Here is an 18,828-nt window from a genome sequence, read left to right as displayed (position 1 = left end):
TATAAGTTTGTCTTGATAGCGGTTTTTGGAGGCACCTTTAAACACTGTTAGACAGTTTTTAAAGGTTCCTTGAGAGTGAAAAACTCCAATATTTTAAGAACCTGCGAGATAGCGGGTCATAAGAGAACCTTGCAATCGACACCGTTTAATAACGGTACTAGTTATCCACGGCGAACTAAAGCTGTATAGCTTAAGGGATCATAATGCAGAACGGCGCAATGAAGGACTGGCTAGATTCCACATTTCTAGCAGGAGAGAATCAGTCTTACATAGAAGAAATCTATGAAGATTACCTAACTGACCCAAACTCTGTTGACGAAAGTTGGAGAGAAATCTTTCAACAACTACCCGTAAGTCAAGGCGCAGAACAGTCGCATTCTCAAACCCGCGACTACTTCAGACGCCTCGCAAAAGAATCCACTCGATATCATACCTCGGTAAGCGATCCTGCAATGGACTCAAAACAAGTTAAAGTTTTGCAGCTCATTAATGCGTTTCGTTTTCGTGGTCACCAAAATGCTAATCTCGATCCGCTTGGTTTATGGAAAAGAGAATCTGTTCCAGATTTAGATCCTGCTTTCCATAATCTCACCAAAGAAGATTTTGAAGAAACCTTTAATGTTGGTTCTTTTGCTATCGGCAAAGAAACCATGAAACTCGGTGATATCTATGAAGCACTGAAACGTATTTACTGCGGTTCTATCGGTGCTGAATATATGCATATTACCAATACAGAAGAAAAACGTTGGATCCAACAACGTTTAGAATCTGTCAATGTTGCAGACCAATTTACTAAAGAAGAAAAAATTCGCTTTTTAGCAGAACTGACTGCAGCTGAAGGGTTAGAACGTTACTTAGGGGCTAAATTCCCAGGAGCAAAACGTTTCTCTTTAGAAGGTGGGGATGCTCTGATCCCAATGTTAAAAGACTTAATTCGTCATGCAGGGAAACAAGATACCCGTGAAGTGGTACTTGGCATGGCTCACCGCGGACGTTTAAACGTTCTGGTTAATATTTTAGGGAAAAAACCGGCAGATTTATTTGATGAATTTGCGGGTATACACAAAGAGCATTTGGGAACTGGTGACGTTAAATATCACCAAGGCTTTTCATCTGATTTTGCAACAGAGGGTGCTCAAGTTCACCTTGCTTTAGCCTTTAACCCATCTCACTTAGAAATTGTGAGTCCGGTTGTTATCGGTTCTGTCCGTGCTCGTCGTGACCGCTTAGATGAAGCGCGCAGTAATATGGTTCTTCCGATCACCATTCATGGTGACGCAGCAGTGACAGGGCAAGGTGTTGTTCAAGAAACACTGAACATGTCACAAGCTCGCGGTTATGAAGTTGGTGGTACGGTTCGTATCGTTATTAATAACCAAGTTGGTTTTACCACATCAAATCCTAAAGATGCCCGTTCAACAGAATACTGCACTGATATTGTGAAAATGGTTCAAGCACCTATTTTCCATGTAAATGCAGATGATCCTGAAGCGGTAGCTTTCGTCACCCGTTTAGCGTTGGATTTCCGTAATACCTTTAAACGTGATGTGATGATTGACCTTGTTTGTTATCGTCGTCATGGACATAACGAGGCGGATGAGCCAAATGCAACTCAGCCGTTGATGTATCAAAAAATCAAAAAACATCCAACACCTCGTAAGATCTATGCTGATAAGTTAGTAGAGCAAGGTTTAATCGAAGCTAATGATGTTACTGAGTTAGTTAATCTCTATCGTGATGCTCTCGATCGTGGTGATTGTGTCGTTGAAGAGTATCGTCCTATGGGGCTACATTCTTATACATGGGAACCTTACTTAAACCATGAATGGAATGAAGAGTATCCGCATAAAGTCGAAAAATCACGCTTACAAGATTTAGCGCGTCGTGTCAGCACAGTACCTTCTGAAATCGCAATGCAATCTCGCGTCGAGAAAATTTATGCCGATCGTGCTGTTATGGCTGAAGGCGAAAAATTACTCGATTGGGGGGCGGCTGAAACCTTAGCGTATGCCACTTTAGTGGATCAAGGTATTACTATTCGCCTCTCTGGTGAAGATGCAGGCCGTGGCACATTCTTCCATCGTCACGCGGTTATTCACAATCAAACCAATGGTTCAGTTTATGTACCATTAGCCAATATTCATAACGCCCAAGGTCAATTTAATGTTTGGGATTCTGTCTTAACAGAAGAAGCGGTATTAGCATTTGAATATGGTTATGCCACTACTGAGCCTCGCGGGCTGACTATTTGGGAAGCGCAATTTGGTGACTTTGCTAACGTAGCACAAGTGGTTATCGACCAATTTATTAGCTCTGGTGAGCAAAAATGGGGTCGTATGTGTGGCTTAGTCATGCTGTTACCTCATGGTTATGAAGGTCAAGGTCCAGAGCACTCATCTGCACGTTTGGAACGCTATCTGCAATTATGTGCAGAGCAAAACATGCAAGTTTGTGTGCCTTCCACACCGGCGCAGGTTTACCATATGTTACGTCGCCAAGCGTTACGTGGTATGCGTCGCCCATTAATCGTTATGTCACCTAAATCACTGTTACGTCATCCATTAGCGGTATCGAGCTTAGATGAATTAGCGGATGGTAAATTCTTACCTGTAATTGGTGAGTTAGATGAATTAAATCCAGCGGATGTGAAACGTGTCGTGATGTGTTCAGGGAAAGTTTACTACGATTTATTAGAACAACGTCGTGCTAATGGGCAAACAGATGTTGCGATTATTCGTATTGAACAGCTATATCCATTCCCTCATGATGATATGGCACAGATTTTGGCACCTTATGCTCATGTGAAAGATTTTATTTGGTGTCAAGAAGAACCGCTAAATCAGGGCGCTTGGTATTGTAGTCAGCATAACTTCCGTGATGCTATTCCTACTGGCGCAACATTACGTTATGCAGGTCGTCCTGCATCAGCTTCTCCAGCTGTTGGTTATACCTCTGTTCATCAGGAGCAACAAAAAGCTCTGGTTGAAGATGCACTGAAAGTTGAATAAATAAGGATAGAAAATGAGTAGTGTAGATATTCTAGTACCGGATCTCCCTGAATCAGTTGCTGACGCGACAGTCGCAACTTGGCATAAAAAACCTGGTGATAGCATTCAACGCGATGAAGTGCTGGTTGAAATTGAAACAGATAAAGTTGTGTTAGAAGTACCGGCGAGTGAAGCTGGGGTGCTGGATAGCATTCTTGAAGAAGAAGGCGCTACGGTAGGTTCACGTCAATTATTAGGACGTATTCGTCTTGGTGATAGCACTGGTATTCCTGCGGATGTGAAACCTGCACAAGATACGACGCCTGCGCAACGTCAAAGTGCAGATATTGTTGCGAAAGAAAGCAATGATGCTCTTAGCCCGACAGCACGTCGTTTAGTCGCTGAACATGATATTAATCCAGCAGATGTAAAAGGCAGTGGTGTTGGTGGACGTTTAACTCGTCAAGATATTGAAAGCCATGTTGCTAATAATAAATCAGCAACAGCAGCCACCGCTGAAGTTTCTCAAGCTCCATTATCGCATCGTAGTGAGAAACGTGTACCAATGACACGTTTACGCAAACGTGTTGCAGAGCGTTTATTAGAAGCGAAAAATACTACCGCTATGTTGACAACGTTTAACGAAATCAACATGCAGCCTATTAAAAATTTACGTGCGCAATATGGTGAAGCATTCGAAAAACGCCACGGTGTACGTTTAGGCTTTATGTCTTTCTACATTAAAGCGGTAGTTGAAGCGTTAAAACGTTATCCAGAAGTCAATGCGTCTATTGATGGTACTGATGTGGTTTACCACAACTATTTTGATATCAGTATTGCCGTATCAACACCTCGTGGTCTAGTAACACCGGTATTACGTGATGCAGATGCGATGAGCATGGCGGATATTGAGAAAAATATCAAAGCATTAGCAGTGAAAGGTCGTGATGGTAAATTAACCGTTGAAGATTTAACGGGCGGTAATTTTACTATTACTAACGGTGGTGTTTTTGGCTCATTAATGTCAACACCGATTATCAACCCACCACAAAGTGCTATTTTGGGTATGCATGCGATTAAAGATCGCCCAATGGCAGTTGATGGTCAGGTTGTTATTCTACCTATGATGTATCTAGCACTTTCTTATGACCATCGTTTAATTGATGGCCGTGAGTCTGTCGGTTTCTTAGTGACCGTTAAAGAAATGCTAGAAGATCCTGCCCGTTTATTACTGGATGTGTAGGTAATAAATATCGCTTTTAGGCAGGAGATGCTCCTCCTGCCTCTACAGCAACATACACAAGCATCAAAGAAGTACAGTGTGTTCGTGAAGCCAGATTTTTCTGGCTTATAGTCAAAAAAATAAGAAAGTCCGACTTTCAACAAGATTATGGATAGAACATCATGAATTTACACGAGTATCAGGCAAAACAGCTTTTCTCACGGTATGGATTACCAGCACCTGCTGGTTTCGCCTGCTCCACGCCGCGCGAGGCAGAAGAAGCTGCATCAAAAATTGGCCAAGGCCCTTGGGTTGTTAAATGTCAAGTTCACGCGGGTGGACGTGGTAAAGCGGGTGGCGTAAAAGTCGTCAACTCAAAAGAAGAGATCCGCGCATTTGCTGAACAATGGTTAGGCAAACGTTTAGTAACTTATCAAACAGATGCTAATGGCCAACCAGTAACACAAATCTTGGTTGAAGCGGCAACAGATATTGCTAAAGAACTTTATCTTGGTGCTGTTGTTGACCGTGGTACCCGTCGTGTTGTCTTTATGGCTTCCACTGAAGGTGGCGTTGAAATTGAAAAAGTGGCGGAAGAAACGCCAGAGCTTATTCATCGTGCCATTATTGATCCGCTGACAGGACCTATGCCTTATCAGGGACGAGAATTAGCCTTCAAACTCGGTTTAAAAGGCAAACAAGTTAGTCAATTTGCTAAAATATTTATGGGATTAGCGACGATCTTCTTAGAGCGTGATTTAGCGCTTATTGAGATCAACCCATTGGTGATCACCAAAGATGATGATTTGATTTGTCTTGATGGTAAATTAGGTGTGGACAGTAATGCGTTATTCCGTCAACCGGAAATGCGTGAAATGCATGATCCATCACAAGAAGATCCACGTGAAGCGCAAGCGGCACAATGGGAATTAAATTATGTAGCACTCGATGGCAATATCGGTTGTATGGTTAATGGTGCTGGTTTAGCTATGGGAACCATGGATATCGTTAAACTGCATGGCGGTGAACCTGCTAACTTCCTTGATGTTGGGGGAGGGGTAACCAAAGAGCGTGTTACAGAAGCATTTAAGATTATTTTGTCAGATGAAAATGTCAGTGCTGTATTAGTCAACATTTTCGGTGGCATTGTACGTTGTGACCTTATTGCAGACGGTATTATTGGTGCAGTTGAAGAAGTCGGTGTTAACGTACCAGTTGTTGTTCGTCTTGAAGGAAACAATGCAGAGTTAGGCACTAAAAAATTAGCAGATAGCGGTTTAAATATTATTGCTGCTAAGAGCTTAACGGATGCCGCTAAACAAGTTGTTGCAGCAGCGGAGGCAAAATAATGTCTATTTTAATCGATAAAAACACTAAAGTTATTTGCCAAGGTTTCACTGGAAGCCAAGGAACTTTCCACTCCGAACAAGCTATTGCTTACGGTACTCAAATGGTGGGTGGTGTTACACCGGGTAAAGGTGGTACAACACATTTAGGCTTACCAGTATTTAATACTGTACGTGAAGCAGTGGAAGCAACGGGGGCGACGGCGACGGTTATTTATGTACCAGCACCATTTTGCAAAGACTCTATTTTAGAAGCTATTGATGCAGGTATTAAACTAATTATTACAATTACAGAAGGTATTCCTACGCTGGATATGCTGACTGTAAAAGTAAAATTAGATGAAGCTGGTGTTCGCATGATTGGCCCTAACTGTCCGGGTGTTATTACTCCAGGTGAGTGCAAAATTGGTATTATGCCTGGTCACATTCACTTACCTGGCAAAGTAGGTATTGTCTCTCGTTCAGGTACTTTAACTTATGAAGCAGTAAAACAAACTACTGACGTTGGTTTAGGTCAATCAACCTGTGTTGGTATCGGTGGTGACCCAATTCCGGGATCGAACTTTATTGATATTCTGAAGCTATTCCAAGAAGATCCGCAAACAGAAGCAATTGTTATGATTGGTGAAATTGGTGGTACAGCGGAAGAAGAAGCAGCTGCTTATATCAAAGATCACGTTACCAAACCTGTTGTAGGCTATATTGCTGGTGTTACAGCACCTAAAGGTAAGCGTATGGGGCATGCTGGCGCCATTATTGCGGGTGGTAAAGGTACTGCTGACGAGAAATTTGCCGCATTAGAAGCCGCTGGCGTTAAAACAGTACGTAGTTTAGCTGATATCGGTGATGCTGTTAAATCGCTATTAAATAAGTAACATTTTTGTTAATTACCTCTAGTTAAAACTACATATCATGCCAATCTCTGATCAAACTGGAGATTGGCATTTTTTATTGTTCTATTTTATGGCGCCTTTAGGTGCTGTCAGCAAGTAGTCACGTGTATCTTTGTTCGATTTTATCTCATCTTATTGTTTTTAAATATATTTTTATTTCATTTTTTGTGTGCTAAATAGTGATTTAAACACAGCAATAACGAAAATATGGCGCTAAACAAGAATACCTGAGCCCTGGTTTGCTAAAAAATGCGGAATTTATTTTGCTCAGCCTAACTGATATGAAGAGTAGGGGAAGGCAAAAAAAGGGATACTTTTAGTATAATTTTTATTCATTAATACTATGTGTATAAGATTTACTATAGTTAATTTATATTGTTTAACGATACCTTATTAGCAGATAACCCCCCTCAATTATTATCATTTGTTAGTATTATTGGAAGGGCACAATCTTGCCCTATTGCAGTATGGTGAAGGTTTCATAGTGAAAAATGTATTATAGATACAATAATGCTCGAAAGAGAAGTTTAATGAGTAGCAGAGCAACCATGCTAAAAAACCGACCTTCTAAAATAACATTAAACTATCAACTATCAGCTAAACTTTAGAGATAAAGCTTACAAATAATCATTCTTCAATACAGTTATGCCATTTGGCTATCCATGTTTTAAAAATAAAATGATTGTATATTGTTGTTTTACAAGGGAATATTATTTATTTTTATGGCTTAAGGTATGATTGCTATAGAGTGCATGAGTTATTTCTATTCAATGGATAGATACATTATTTATCCTAAATTAAACTTTGTATTAAAAAAAGATTATCATTATAAGAGTTTATTTATGTTTTAGGTTCGCTCGATAAAACTAAATTAAAAAAGATAAAAAATTAAAAATTTATTTTCAACTTATTAATTAATAGATTATTTTTTTTAAATATCCCTTTTTTACCTGAAAAAAAATGTTTTTAATATTAGAATTAATGAAATACAGCTAAATATGACTATTTAAATGTATTTATGAAAATAAAAAGTTAATTTTATTATGGAAATTAATGGGAGGTAAATTATACTTAAAAATAAAACCAACAGTAAATTAACATTACGGTAACTATTGGGTAATTTATTCGCAACTAGTTAACATTAAAGTGTTTTTTTGATGTGGGTCAAGTTATTAATTGTGGAAAAATTTTCTAAATATGCTTAAATTGGCACACGATCAAATATGCTGTTACTAACCTAAAAGTCGTATTGTTGACCTAAGCTCAGAATTCAAATCTGGGTCACGCAAAATATATTTATTATATGTAAATATAGGCGTACTATTTGTAAGGTATTGTGTTTTTGGTCTTTAATATTCGTTGTTGTTTTTAGAGGCATTTATTGCTGGTAGTTATGAGGCTTTATTTATTAATTAAAGTCGGGTTGCCGCAAGTCGGTGTCTTCCTGCTAGGAGCAAGGAGTCAAGATGTTTGATATTGTCGAACTGTCACGGTTACAGTTTGCCTTAACAGCGATGTATCACTTCCTGTTTGTCCCATTAACGCTCGGTATGGCGTTTATGTTGGCAATCATGGAAGCGATATATGTCCTGTCAGGTAAACAAGTTTACAAAGATATGACAAAGTTCTGGGGTAAGTTATTCGGTATTAACTTTGCTCTGGGTGTCGCAACTGGTTTGACCATGGAGTTCCAATTTGGTACTAACTGGTCATATTTCTCTCATTACGTTGGTGATATCTTCGGTGCGCCTTTAGCAATCGAAGGTCTGATGGCATTCTTCTTAGAATCAACTTTCGTCGGATTATTCTTCTTCGGTTGGGATCGTTTAGGCAAGAAGCAACACTTAATGGTAACTTGGTTAGTTGCCTTTGGTTCTAACTTCTCTGCGCTGTGGATCTTAGTCGCAAATGGTTGGATGCAAAACCCTGTTGCTGCAGACTTCAACTTTGAAACCATGCGAATGGAAATGTTGAGTTTTGCTGATCTGGTCTTAAACCCAGTCGCTCAGGTGAAATTTGTTCACACCGTTGCTGCAGGTTACTGTACTGGTGCATTCTTTGTTTTAGGTATCAGCTCTTACTACCTACTCAAAGGTCGTGATATCGGTTTTGCAAAACGTTCTTTCGCTGTTGCGGCAACCTTTGGTATCGCTGCGGTATTATCTGTTATCGTACTGGGTGATGAATCTGGTTATGAAATGGGTGACGTACAAAAAACCAAATTGACTGCTATTGAAGGTGAGTGGCATACAGAGCCAGCACCAGCTTCCTTTAACTTGATTGCATTCCCTAATCAAGAAAAAATGGAAAACACGTTTGCTCTACAAATTCCATATGTCATGGGTATTATAGCAACACGTTCTTTTGATACGCCGGTATTAGGTCTGCATGATCTGATGAGCCAGCATGAAGTGCGTATTCGTAATGGTATGAAAGCGTATGACCTGTTAACTGAACTACGTTCAGGTAACACTGATCCTGCCGTACGAGCTGCATTTAATGAGTCTAAAAAAGACTTAGGCTACGGTCTATTATTGAAGCGTTATACTGAAAATGTTTCTGATGCAACTGAAGAGCAAATTAAGTCAGCTGTAAAAGATTCTATTCCTAACGTCGCACCACTTTTCTGGTCATTCCGTATCATGGTCGCTGCCGGCTTCCTGATGTTATTGGTTGTTGCGATCTCCTTCTGGACTGTTCTGTCTAACCGTATCGGTAACTACAAATGGTTACTGCGTGCTGCGCTATTTAGTATTCCATTACCATGGATTGCTGTTGAAGCGGGCTGGTTTGTTGCAGAATATGGACGTCAACCATGGGCGATTGGTGAAATCTTGCCTACGGCTGTAGCAACTTCTTCACTGACACAGGCTGATATTCTCGTTTCTATGGGACTTATCTGCGGTCTGTATACTCTGTTCCTCGTTGCCGAAATGTTCCTGATGTTCAAATTTGGTCGCCTTGGCCCAAGTAGTCTGAAAACGGGTCGCTATCACTTTGAACAGAAGACAGCTTCTTCTGCACAAAGTAAGTAACACAGGAGTCCACTATGTTTGATTATGAAGTATTGCGGTTTGTTTGGTGGCTACTGATTGGTATCTTACTGATCGGCTTTGCGGTCACCGATGGTTTTGATATGGGTGTTGGTGTGTTATTGCGCGTCATTGCAAAAGATGACACAGAACGCCGTATTTTAATTAACTCCGTTGCACCTCACTGGGATGGTAACCAAGTTTGGTTAATCACTGCCGGTGGTGCATTATTCGCTGCATGGCCAATGGTATATGCTGCGGCATTTTCTGGTTTCTATTTTGGTATGATCTTCGTACTGGCGGCATTATTCTTCCGTCCAGTAGGTTTTGACTACCGTTCTAAATTAGAATCACCAAAATGGCGTGGTATGTGGGATTGGGGTATCTTTATTGGTAGCTTTGTTCCACCATTAGTTATCGGTGTTGCTTTTGGTAACCTGTTACAAGGTGTTCCATTAGAAGTCGATAGCATGCAACGTGTATCTTATAATGGTACAACTAACGCACTAATTAACCTGTTAAGCCTATTGAACCCATATGGTCTATTAGCAGGTGTTATTAGCTTAATGATGATTGTGGCACAGGGTGCTAGCTATCTTCAAATGCGTACTACCGGTGAGCTGCATGAGCGCACTCGTAAAGCAACTTACATTACCTCTTTAATCACTTTTATTGCTTTTGCATTAGCAGGCGTGTGGTTAATCTACGGTATTGATGGCTTTATTATCACTAGTGCGGTTGATACTGCGGGTCCTTCTTCTCCGTTGTTGAAAACAGTTTCTCACGAAGCTGGCGCTTGGATGACGAACTACAACAACTATCCTATTTTATGGATCTTACCGGCATTAGGTCTGTTAAGTCCTTTATTAGCGGTTGTTGCAACTAAAGCAAACAAAGGAGCTTGGGCATTCCTGTTCACTTCACTGACTATTGCTTGTGTTATCCTAACGTTTGGTGTAACCCTGTTCCCATTCATTATGCCATCAAGCACATTCCCTGATGTAAGCTTGACAATTTGGGATGCAACTTCAAGCCTGTTCACTTTACAAGTGATGACAGTAGTCGCGATTATCTTTGTACCTATCGTTCTCCTCTACACTATCTGGTGTTACTGGAAAATGCATGGTCGCCTCGATAAGAAATTTATCGAAGGCAATAATCATACTCTTTACTAAGGAGCATAGAGAATGTGGTATTTTGCATGGCTTCTCGGCACACTCTTCGCTTGTAGTATTGCGGTGATCGCAGGACTGGCTTATGAGCACGCTGAAGCGAAAAAAACTTCAGAAAGTGAAGAATAATGTTGGATAAAAGTTACCAACTACTTAACAAGGGCCCAATTAGGGCTCTTGTTTTAATCATGGCTCTAGCAATGGCATTTTGTGTTATGTGGGATCCGAGTCGATTCGCGGCTAATACAAGCTCATTAGCGATTTGGCAAGGAATATTACTGATTTGGGCTGTATGTGCAGGGGCAGTTTTTGGCTTAGCCTATCGTCCTAAACATGTTGTAGCGCAATATCTATTACATCCCATTCCCGCCATTATTATTTTAGTTGTAGGGCTATATTATTTCTTCTTCTAATCAAAATGCCTTATTTTAACCTCTAGTAAGTGGCGTAAAATAAGGCATTCACTTCTTGTATATGGGTTATGCAATATTCCCCCTCACCTTTTAGGGCATAGAATTAATTCTCTCTTTTAAAAAATCAATAAATAGACGGGTTTTTCTTGGCATATGTTCACCATGTGGAAAAATGACATTAATAGATTGATTTAATAAGGTAAGTTCAGGAATAGGGCTAACAAGTTCACCCTGTGTTATTTCTTGTTGAATGTACCACTCTGGTAATATAGTCATTCCCATTTGTTTGAGTGCCATCTGTTTTAATGCACTAATAGTATTCGTTTCGAAAAGTGCCATTGAGTGCAATTGTGAAAATAGTTGATTGATTTTATCTTGTTGGCTGAGTTTGCTATGGCGTAAATTGCTGTTTGCAAGATAGGGAACTGCCGCTAAATCTGCAATTTCTTGGATAGGATATTTTTTCAATAAATGTGGTGATACCACTAATTTGATTGTGTAATCTGCTAATTTGCGATAGCGATAATTACTGTCTTTTAATGCGCCAAGGCGTATCGCCAAATCTAACTTATGATTGATAAGATCATCAATAGAAGAATTGAATATATATTGCACTTTTAGTTGAGGGTGTAAACACATAAATTGATGTAAAAGTGGCAATATATAATGTTCACCAAATTCAGCCGTTGAAGTTAATCGTAAAGTTCCCTGTAAGTTTTGTTGTCCTAACCGTGCCTTATCTAATGTTTGTTCGAGTTGAACTAAAACTTGACGAAAATCTTGATAAAGGATTTCTCCCGTTTCAGTTAATGTGAAGCGCCGAGTATTCCGATTAAGAAGAGATACATTTAATTCCGTTTCTAATGCTTTAATATGAATACTCACCATTGATTTACTTAAGCGTAAATACTTTGCTGCTTGTGTAAAAGAGCCTGTATCTACTACGGCGATAAAAGAACGAATTCGGTCTATTTGATTTTGCATGATTGTTTACTCTGATTAAACAATAAGTTCTATTTTGTCAGATAGACGATATTCGTCAATCTTTCGTACCCTATAAGGCGGAGGATTGCTATGTCTTATCGTTATCAAATAGCCATTATTTTTTTACTGGGTTTTTTTATTGATTGTATAAATATTTTTATGTCGGCAATTGCATTACCAGCAATTGCAGCGGATATGAAGGTATCTATCGTCTCCATTACATGGGTATCAAATAGTTATATTTTAGGTTTAACACTGATTATTCCATTGAGTCACTGGTTATCTCAACGTTTTGGCGTGAGAGTATTAATGGTCAGCTCGATGTTGATATTTAGTGCTTCTGTGGCGTTGGTAGGCTATTCACACTCATTTTTTGAGCTGATTTTATGGCGTTTTATTCAAGGTCTTAGTGGTGGATTATTAATTCCCATCGGCCAAGCTCTAACATTTCAGTATTTTCAAGGGCATGAAAGAAGCAAAGTCTCAACTTTAATTATGGCTGTTGCTCTTATTGCACCTGCAATTTCTCCCACAATAGGTGGGTTTATCGTTGATGCTGTATCTTGGCGTTGGGTTTTTTATAGTAATGTGCCTTTTTCATTACTTACTGCGTTTTTGGCTTTTATTTGGGTAAAAGAGTCTAAATCACAAGAAAATATAATACCAGATCTTAAAGGGATCTTATTAATCAGTATTATTATCGTATCAGGGTTATGTGCATTATCTGCTTACGGTGAGTATCACTCTACACAATTAGCATTAGTCATCAGTTTTTTTGCTGCATTATTTTCTCTTCTTTATTATCGTCATTATAAACAGAGTTTATCACCGGTAATTAATCTAAATTTATTAAAAAATAGAAACTTATCACTTTCCATTTTTCTTTATTACTGTATTCCAGGTGTTTTTACTGGTGTAAATATTCTGGCGATTTTTTATTTACAACAATATCTCCATTTTTCGGGGCAGGGTACAGGCAGTTTTATGCTGCTATATGCTATAGGTGCATTTATTTCCATTATTGTTGGTGGTGCACTTTATAATAAATTGGGTATGAAGCGCTTAGCTATATTCGCTTTAATTCTGCACAGTATTGGTATTGTATTATTAGCATTAGTAAATAAAGAGAGCGATCTGCCTTTATTAATACTGGCTTATTTAATGATGGGAATTGGTGGAGGGATCGGTGCAAATACAGCACAAACAACGGCCCTTTATGACTTTGATAAACAAAGGCTTATTCAAGCTAGTGTTATTTGGAATATAAATCGTCAAGTTGTATTTAGTGTTGGCGCGACACTTGTTGCAATGATCTTCAACACATTATCTCTTTTTGTATCGTCACAAATGGCTTATAGCACGACATTTTTTATCTGTGCAACCATAGGATTATTTCCGCTATTTCTTTTCATATTGTTAAAGCAAAAAACAAACTTACAGGAAACAAATCATGAGCATTAAAATAGACCCATTAATAGAAAGTGTGCAAGTGTTGCATAATGAGATTGAAACTGTTTTTACTCAAACCCCTATTGCTACACAGGCATTAAAAAATATAGAAATGTTACTTGCCAACACGTTTTCTATGATTGGTATAACAGGAAAGAAAATAAATTATGATGATGTAATGGCAATGTTTTCTCGTAATGCAGGGAAAAGGCCAGAATTGAGGATTGAAACAGATAGCTATAACATTATTTACCAATCTGAACATTGGGCAACGGTGAGCTATCGTGAAACGCATTATGAAAATAAGAAGATTCTCACCCGTCAATCTGTGGTAGTTTTGAGACGCGCGTCTCTAGATTGTCAATGGCAGTGGTATTACTTGCATGAAACACCTGTATTAGATAATTAATTGATTTTAATAAAAAACCAGTAATAAGACTGGTTTTTTTATTGGTTGGGAAAAAATTTGAATCAGAGTGCTAAACTATTAATTGTTAATTAGCAAGCATTTTAATGCTGAACTAATAAAAATATTTTTTCTATTCAGGCGCTAAAGCATATTGCGTGTTGCAAAGAAGAGTTTATGATTGGCGTCTGAAAACGGTGTTTTCTATTCTTTACGTTACTATGATTCCCTTAGAGGCACCTCTTAAGTATAGTTAACAAATCTATAGCTTAATTATTTATGGGATTACTCAAGGAATGTAAGGACGGAATTATGCGGTTTCTTTGGCCAGTTCGTGTCTATTACGAAGATACTGATGCCGGTGGTGTGGTCTATCATGCCAGTTATTTAAAATATTTTGAACGTGCAAGAACAGAATTACTCAGAGAAAAAGGTTTTTATCAGCATGATTTACGGGAGTATGATCATGTTGCGTTTGTTGTGCGTAAATTAACCATTGACTATATTGCGCCAGCACGGCTCGATGAGCTTCTGAAAGTAGAAAGTGAAATTACTACATTACGTGGTGCATCAATGACATTTTCTCAAAAGCTTATCAATCAAGATGGTGTGGTACTGTGTAGGGCAGATGTATTAGTTGTCTGCGTTGATTCATTAAAAATGAAGCCTGTAGGGCTTCCTAAGTCCATTATCGCGGAGTTTAAGTAGTGGCTGACATGAATGTTATCGATCTCTTTCTAAAAGCGGGGCTTTTAGTTAAGTTGATCATGTTGTTATTAATCGGATTTTCTATTGCCTCATGGGCGATCATTATTCAACGTACGAAAGTATTGAATGCAGCAGATCGTGAAGCGGCAGATTTTGAAGATAAATTCTGGTCAGGCACTGATTTGGCTCGTCTATATAAAGAAAGCCAAGCTCGTCGTGACGAGTTATCAGGGGCAGAACAAATTTTTCATTCTGGTTTTAAAGAGTTTGCACGACTACATCAAGCGAATGTTCATGCACCCGATGCTGTTGTTAATGGGGCTTCCCGTGCAATGCGTGTTTCATTTAATCGTGAATTAGAGTCCTTAGAAACGCATATTCCTTTTTTAGGTACGGTGGGGTCAATTAGTCCTTATATTGGCTTATTCGGTACGGTATGGGGGATTATGCATGCATTTATCGCTTTAGGTAGTGTTAAACAGGCAACTTTACAGATGGTGGCACCCGGTATTGCTGAAGCGTTGATTGCAACAGCCATTGGTTTATTTGCGGCCATCCCCGCAGTTATGGCTTATAACCGCTTTACGCAACGTGTAAATAAGTTGGAACAAAGTTACGATAACTTTATGGAAGAGTTCCTGACGATTTTACATCGCCAAGCTTTTGTCTCCGCAGAAAAGAAATAGTTAACGCAAAAGGAGAGAGCTGATGGCACGAGGTCGCAGTAGCCGCCGAGGCGTAAAATCAGAAATTAATATAGTACCTTTGCTTGATGTGTTATTGGTGCTTTTGCTGATTTTTATGGCAACAGCGCCAATTATTTCACAAAGTGTTGAGGTTGATCTTCCACAAGCAACAGAAACACAGACTGTTTCAACCAGTGATAACCCGCCTGTAATTGTCGAAGTTGCTGGAGTGGGGCAATATAATATCCGTGTTGAACAAGAGGTTTTAGAGCTTTTACCTCAAGAACAGATTATGGCTGAAGCAAAACGACAATTAGAAAAAAACCCGAAAGCGGTCTTTCTTATTGGTGGCGCTAAAGATGTTCCTTATGATGAGATAATTAAAGCACTCAACATGTTACGTCAAGCGGGTGTTAAGTCTGTCGGTTTAATGACTCAGCCTCTTTAGTAGGCTGAAATAAGTTTGGATAATAGCGTGGGAAAGAAGACGAAACCAATCCGAAGTAAATTGAGCGGTTCAGTTATCTTGTCTACTGTCTTGCATTTACTGATCATCGCTTTGCTTATCTGGGGATCGTTAACTCAGAAATGGAATTTAGGCGGTGGCGGTGGATCTGATGGGCAAGTTATTGATGCTATTATGGTTGACCCTAATGCGGTAGTACAAGAGTATAATCAGCAAAAGGCGCAACAAGCTAATGTCCAAAAAGCAGAACAAGAACGTAAAGCGCGGGCGCAGCAACAAGAAGAAGAGCTACGCCAACAACAAATTAAAGAACAAGAACGTTTAAAAGCGTTAGAAGTGGAACGTTTGCAAGCAAAAGAGGCTGCAGAAGCTCAACGTCGTGAAGCGGCCACCGCCGCTGCTAAAGCGAAAGAAGAGCAAAAGCAGGCTGAAGAAGCTGCCGCACAAGCTAAAGCTGAACGCGATCGTATTTTAAAAGAGCAAGCTGATGCGAAAGCCAAAGCAGAGGCAGAAGCGAAGAAACAAGCAGAATTAGCAGCGAAACAGAAAGCAGAAGAAGCGAAGGCAAAAGCAGAAGCTGAGGCAAAAGCGAAGGCTGAAGCCGATGCGAAAGCGAAAGCAGAGGCTGATGCAAAAGCGAAAGCAGCCGCAGAAGCTAAAGCCAAAGCAGCAGCGGAAGCTAAAGCGAAAGCCGCTGCACAGCAACAAAGTAAAGCGGTTGATAGTCTACTCGATGGATTAGTTGCTCAAGGCGATAAACAATCGGGGGCTTCTGCAGCAGGTCAAGGTGGTGGTAATCGCTCTGGGGCAAATGCTGCGGGCATTGATCGCTATACTGGGCAAGTAAAAGTTGCCATCGAACAGAAGTTTTTTGATTCTGATTTATATAAAGGTCGTAAATGTGACCTTAAAATAAGTATTGCACCAGACGGTATGTTAGTAAGTGCAAAAGCGGTAGGTGGTGATCCGGCTTTATGCCAAGTTGCATTACAAGCGGCTAAAATGGCAACATTGCCTAAGCCACCGAAAGATATTTACGAACAAGTAAAATCACCAACAATTGAGTTTAAGCCATAAAACTGTCTGATAGTAGGAAAACATACATTAATTTATCTCTATTTTAGAATGTTATTGATGTGTTGTATGGTGTTGTTTAAAAGCGTTTGTTACTATTCTGTGCGTTATTGCGCAATAACCGCAATAATAAAAGGGAGACATGATGAAGCAGGCATTAAATGTTATTTTCGGACTTTTGATATTATGCGTTACAACGCTCGCTAATGCAGAAGTTCGCATTGAAATTACACAAGGGGTGAATACTGCACGCCCTATTGGTGTTGTTCCTTTTAAATGGGAAGGCACAGGTCAAATGCCAGAAGATATTGCTGGAGTGATTGCGGCTGATTTACGAAATAGTGGTAAATTTAACCCTATTGATATGAATCGTTTGCCTCAACAACCCGTTACCGCTTCTGAGGTTCAACCTGCACTCTGGACAGCATTAGGTATTGATTCAGTGGTTGTAGGGCGTGTTCAGCCCTCGGCAGATGGTCAATATGTTGTTAGCTATCAACTAGTTGATGTTGCTGGCTCTCCGGGAGCGGTTTTAGCGCAAAGTGAGTATAAAATCAGCAATAAATGGTTACGATATGCTGCTCATACCGCCAGTGATGAAATCTTTGAAAAATTAACTGGCATTCGTGGTGCGTTCCGTACCCGTATTGCTTATGTCGTTGTGACTAATGGTGGCGCTTATCCATATGAATTACGTGTATCTGACTATGATGGATTTAATCAAGATCGCGTTTATCGTTCATCACAGCCATTAATGTCACCCGCTTGGTCTCCTGATGGTGCTAAACTAGCATATGTCACATTTGAAAGTGGTCAATCTGCTTTAGTTGTACAGACATTAGCAACGGGGGAAGTGCGTCAAATCGCTTCTTTCCCTCGACATAATGGTGCACCTGCTTTTTCTCCAGATGGCTCTAAATTAGCCTTTGCACTGTCAAAAAGCGGTAGTCTAAATCTTTATGTAATGGATTTAGCCAGTGGCAATATGACACAGGTAACCAATGGTAGAAGTAATAATACAGAACCGACTTGGATGCCTGATGGACAGACTTTGGTCTATACTTCGGATCAAGGCGGACGTCCTCAAATTTATAAAATTAATATTAACGGAGGAACGCCAGAACGTATTACTTGGGAAGGAAAACAAAACCAAAATCCTGCAGTAAGTCCTGATGGTAGTTTCTTAGTTATGGTGAGTTCTGAAAGCGGTAGGCAACATATCGCTAAGCAGGATCTAGAAACGAATGCTGTTCAATATTTAACAGATACGTTTCTGGATGAAACGCCAAGCATCGCGCCTAACGGCACTATGGTTATTTATAGCTCCACTCAAGGCTTAGGAACCATTTTGCGACTAGTATCGACTGATGGACGTTTCAAAGCGCGTCTTCCGGCGACTGATGGTCAGGTTAAATCACCTGCCTGGTCTCCGTTTATGTGATGCATAAGAATTATGTATGGCAAACAAATAAAGGAACAATTAGAGATGCAATTAAACAAAGTGTTTAAAGGGTTGATGTTAGCATTACCACTCGTTGCTGTTGCAGCATGTAGCTCAAACAAAAACGATGATCAAACAGATACAAGCAACAATGTACCTGTTACTGAGCAAGGCCCTACTGCTGAAGAATTAGCACGTCAGCAATTAGAACAACTGAAACAAACTAACATTGTTTACTTCGGTTTTGATAAATATGACGTTACTTCAGAATATGCTCAACTGTTAGATGCTCACGCTGCATTCCTGCGTGCTAACCCTTCAGTACGCATTACTATCGAAGGTCATGCTGACGAACGTGGTACTCCAGAATACAACATCGCGTTAGGCGAACGTCGTGCAAACGCAGTTAAAATGTATCTGCAAGGTAAAGGCGTATCAGCTGATCAATTATCAATCGTATCTTACGGTAAAGAAAAACCTGCTGTACTGGGTCATGACGAAGCCGCTTATGCGAAAAACCGTCGTGCAGTACTGGTTTACTAAGAGAAC

General features: G+C 39.7%; 17 protein-coding genes. 16 read left to right on the top strand and 1 reads right to left on the bottom strand.

The features are described 5' to 3' along the window. The first annotated feature begins 203 nt into the window (after window positions 1–203). The 8 genes from sucA to ybgE all read left to right on the top strand — a co-directional run bounded on the left by sucA (window position 204) and on the right by ybgE (window position 11,065). Entirely contained in the window at window positions 204–3,008 is a 2,805-nt protein-coding gene (sucA, locus tag ACYUCW_RS06280) for a 2-oxoglutarate dehydrogenase E1 component (RefSeq protein WP_004244418.1), read from the top strand. A 13-nt stretch (window positions 3,009–3,021) separates the two neighbouring features. After that, on the top strand, window positions 3,022–4,230 hold the full coding sequence (gene odhB, locus ACYUCW_RS06275; protein ID WP_004244419.1) for a 2-oxoglutarate dehydrogenase complex dihydrolipoyllysine-residue succinyltransferase: 1,209 nt from the start codon (window positions 3,022–3,024) through the stop codon (window positions 4,228–4,230). A 161-nt stretch (window positions 4,231–4,391) separates the two neighbouring features. Then, entirely contained in the window at window positions 4,392–5,558 is a 1,167-nt protein-coding gene (sucC, locus tag ACYUCW_RS06270; RefSeq protein ID WP_460408284.1) for an ADP-forming succinate--CoA ligase subunit beta, read from the top strand. Continuing rightward, the gene (gene sucD, locus ACYUCW_RS06265) at window positions 5,558–6,430 is read left to right on the top strand and encodes a succinate--CoA ligase subunit alpha (RefSeq protein ID WP_004244421.1); all 873 of its coding nucleotides are present in this window, start codon (window positions 5,558–5,560) and stop codon (window positions 6,428–6,430) included. The genes sucC and sucD overlap by 1 nt, the downstream gene beginning before the upstream one ends. A 1,484-nt stretch (window positions 6,431–7,914) precedes the next feature. Next, a complete protein-coding gene (cydA, locus tag ACYUCW_RS06260) occupies window positions 7,915–9,483 on the top strand; it encodes a cytochrome ubiquinol oxidase subunit I (RefSeq protein WP_460408283.1) in 1,569 nt (522 codons plus the stop codon). Window positions 9,484–9,497: 14 nt separating this feature from the next. After that, window positions 9,498–10,655, top strand: coding sequence for a cytochrome d ubiquinol oxidase subunit II (cydB, locus tag ACYUCW_RS06255; protein WP_004244423.1), 1,158 nt, complete (start codon window positions 9,498–9,500; stop codon window positions 10,653–10,655). Window positions 10,656–10,667: 12 nt separating this feature from the next. Further along, entirely contained in the window at window positions 10,668–10,781 is a 114-nt protein-coding gene (cydX, locus tag ACYUCW_RS06250; protein WP_004244425.1) for a cytochrome bd-I oxidase subunit CydX, read from the top strand. Next, window positions 10,781–11,065, top strand: a complete 285-nt coding sequence (gene ybgE, locus ACYUCW_RS06245; RefSeq protein WP_004244426.1) for a cyd operon protein YbgE — start codon at window positions 10,781–10,783, stop codon at window positions 11,063–11,065. Before cydX ends, ybgE begins: the two co-directional genes overlap by 1 nt. A gap of 90 nt (window positions 11,066–11,155) precedes the next feature. On the opposite strand, the gene ACYUCW_RS06240 is transcribed toward ybgE, so the two are convergent. Continuing rightward, entirely contained in the window at window positions 11,156–12,049 is an 894-nt protein-coding gene (locus ACYUCW_RS06240; RefSeq protein ID WP_012367668.1) for a LysR family transcriptional regulator, read from the bottom strand. Between the two features lie 90 nt (window positions 12,050–12,139). Here ACYUCW_RS06240 and ACYUCW_RS06235 point away from each other — a divergent pair, with 90 nt between their 5' ends. The 8 genes from ACYUCW_RS06235 (at window position 12,140) to pal (ending at window position 18,822) form a co-directional block, all read left to right on the top strand. After that, window positions 12,140–13,510, top strand: a complete 1,371-nt coding sequence (locus tag ACYUCW_RS06235) for an MFS transporter (RefSeq protein WP_004244429.1) — start codon at window positions 12,140–12,142, stop codon at window positions 13,508–13,510. Beyond that, window positions 13,500–13,907, top strand: coding sequence for a hypothetical protein (locus tag ACYUCW_RS06230; protein WP_020945357.1), 408 nt, complete (start codon window positions 13,500–13,502; stop codon window positions 13,905–13,907). The genes ACYUCW_RS06235 and ACYUCW_RS06230 overlap by 11 nt, the downstream gene beginning before the upstream one ends. Before the next feature lie 309 nt (window positions 13,908–14,216). Beyond that, window positions 14,217–14,612, top strand: coding sequence for a tol-pal system-associated acyl-CoA thioesterase (ybgC, locus tag ACYUCW_RS06225; RefSeq protein ID WP_004247549.1), 396 nt, complete (start codon window positions 14,217–14,219; stop codon window positions 14,610–14,612). Beyond that, complete coding sequence (gene tolQ / locus ACYUCW_RS06220) at window positions 14,612–15,298, top strand: Tol-Pal system protein TolQ (RefSeq protein ID WP_004244434.1); 687 nt, start codon at window positions 14,612–14,614, stop codon at window positions 15,296–15,298. The genes ybgC and tolQ overlap by 1 nt, the downstream gene beginning before the upstream one ends. Window positions 15,299–15,320: 22 nt before the next feature. Next, window positions 15,321–15,746: a colicin uptake protein TolR gene (gene tolR / locus ACYUCW_RS06215; RefSeq protein WP_004244435.1), complete on the top strand. Its 426-nt coding sequence runs from the start codon at window positions 15,321–15,323 to the stop codon at window positions 15,744–15,746. Between the two features lie 27 nt (window positions 15,747–15,773). Next, window positions 15,774–16,841, top strand: a complete 1,068-nt coding sequence (tolA, locus tag ACYUCW_RS06210) for a cell envelope integrity protein TolA (RefSeq protein WP_004244436.1) — start codon at window positions 15,774–15,776, stop codon at window positions 16,839–16,841. Between the two features lie 142 nt (window positions 16,842–16,983). Further along, a complete protein-coding gene (gene tolB, locus ACYUCW_RS06205; RefSeq protein ID WP_004244437.1) occupies window positions 16,984–18,279 on the top strand; it encodes a Tol-Pal system beta propeller repeat protein TolB in 1,296 nt (431 codons plus the stop codon). A gap of 45 nt (window positions 18,280–18,324) precedes the next feature. After that, on the top strand, window positions 18,325–18,822 hold the full coding sequence (pal, locus tag ACYUCW_RS06200) for a peptidoglycan-associated lipoprotein Pal (RefSeq protein WP_004247551.1): 498 nt from the start codon (window positions 18,325–18,327) through the stop codon (window positions 18,820–18,822). Window positions 18,823–18,828 lie beyond the last annotated feature (6 nt).

The organism is Proteus sp. MB838, from assembly GCF_054767435.1.
The sequence above is the reverse complement of the archived record's forward strand: the minus strand, read 5'-3'. Positions and strand labels throughout refer to the sequence as shown.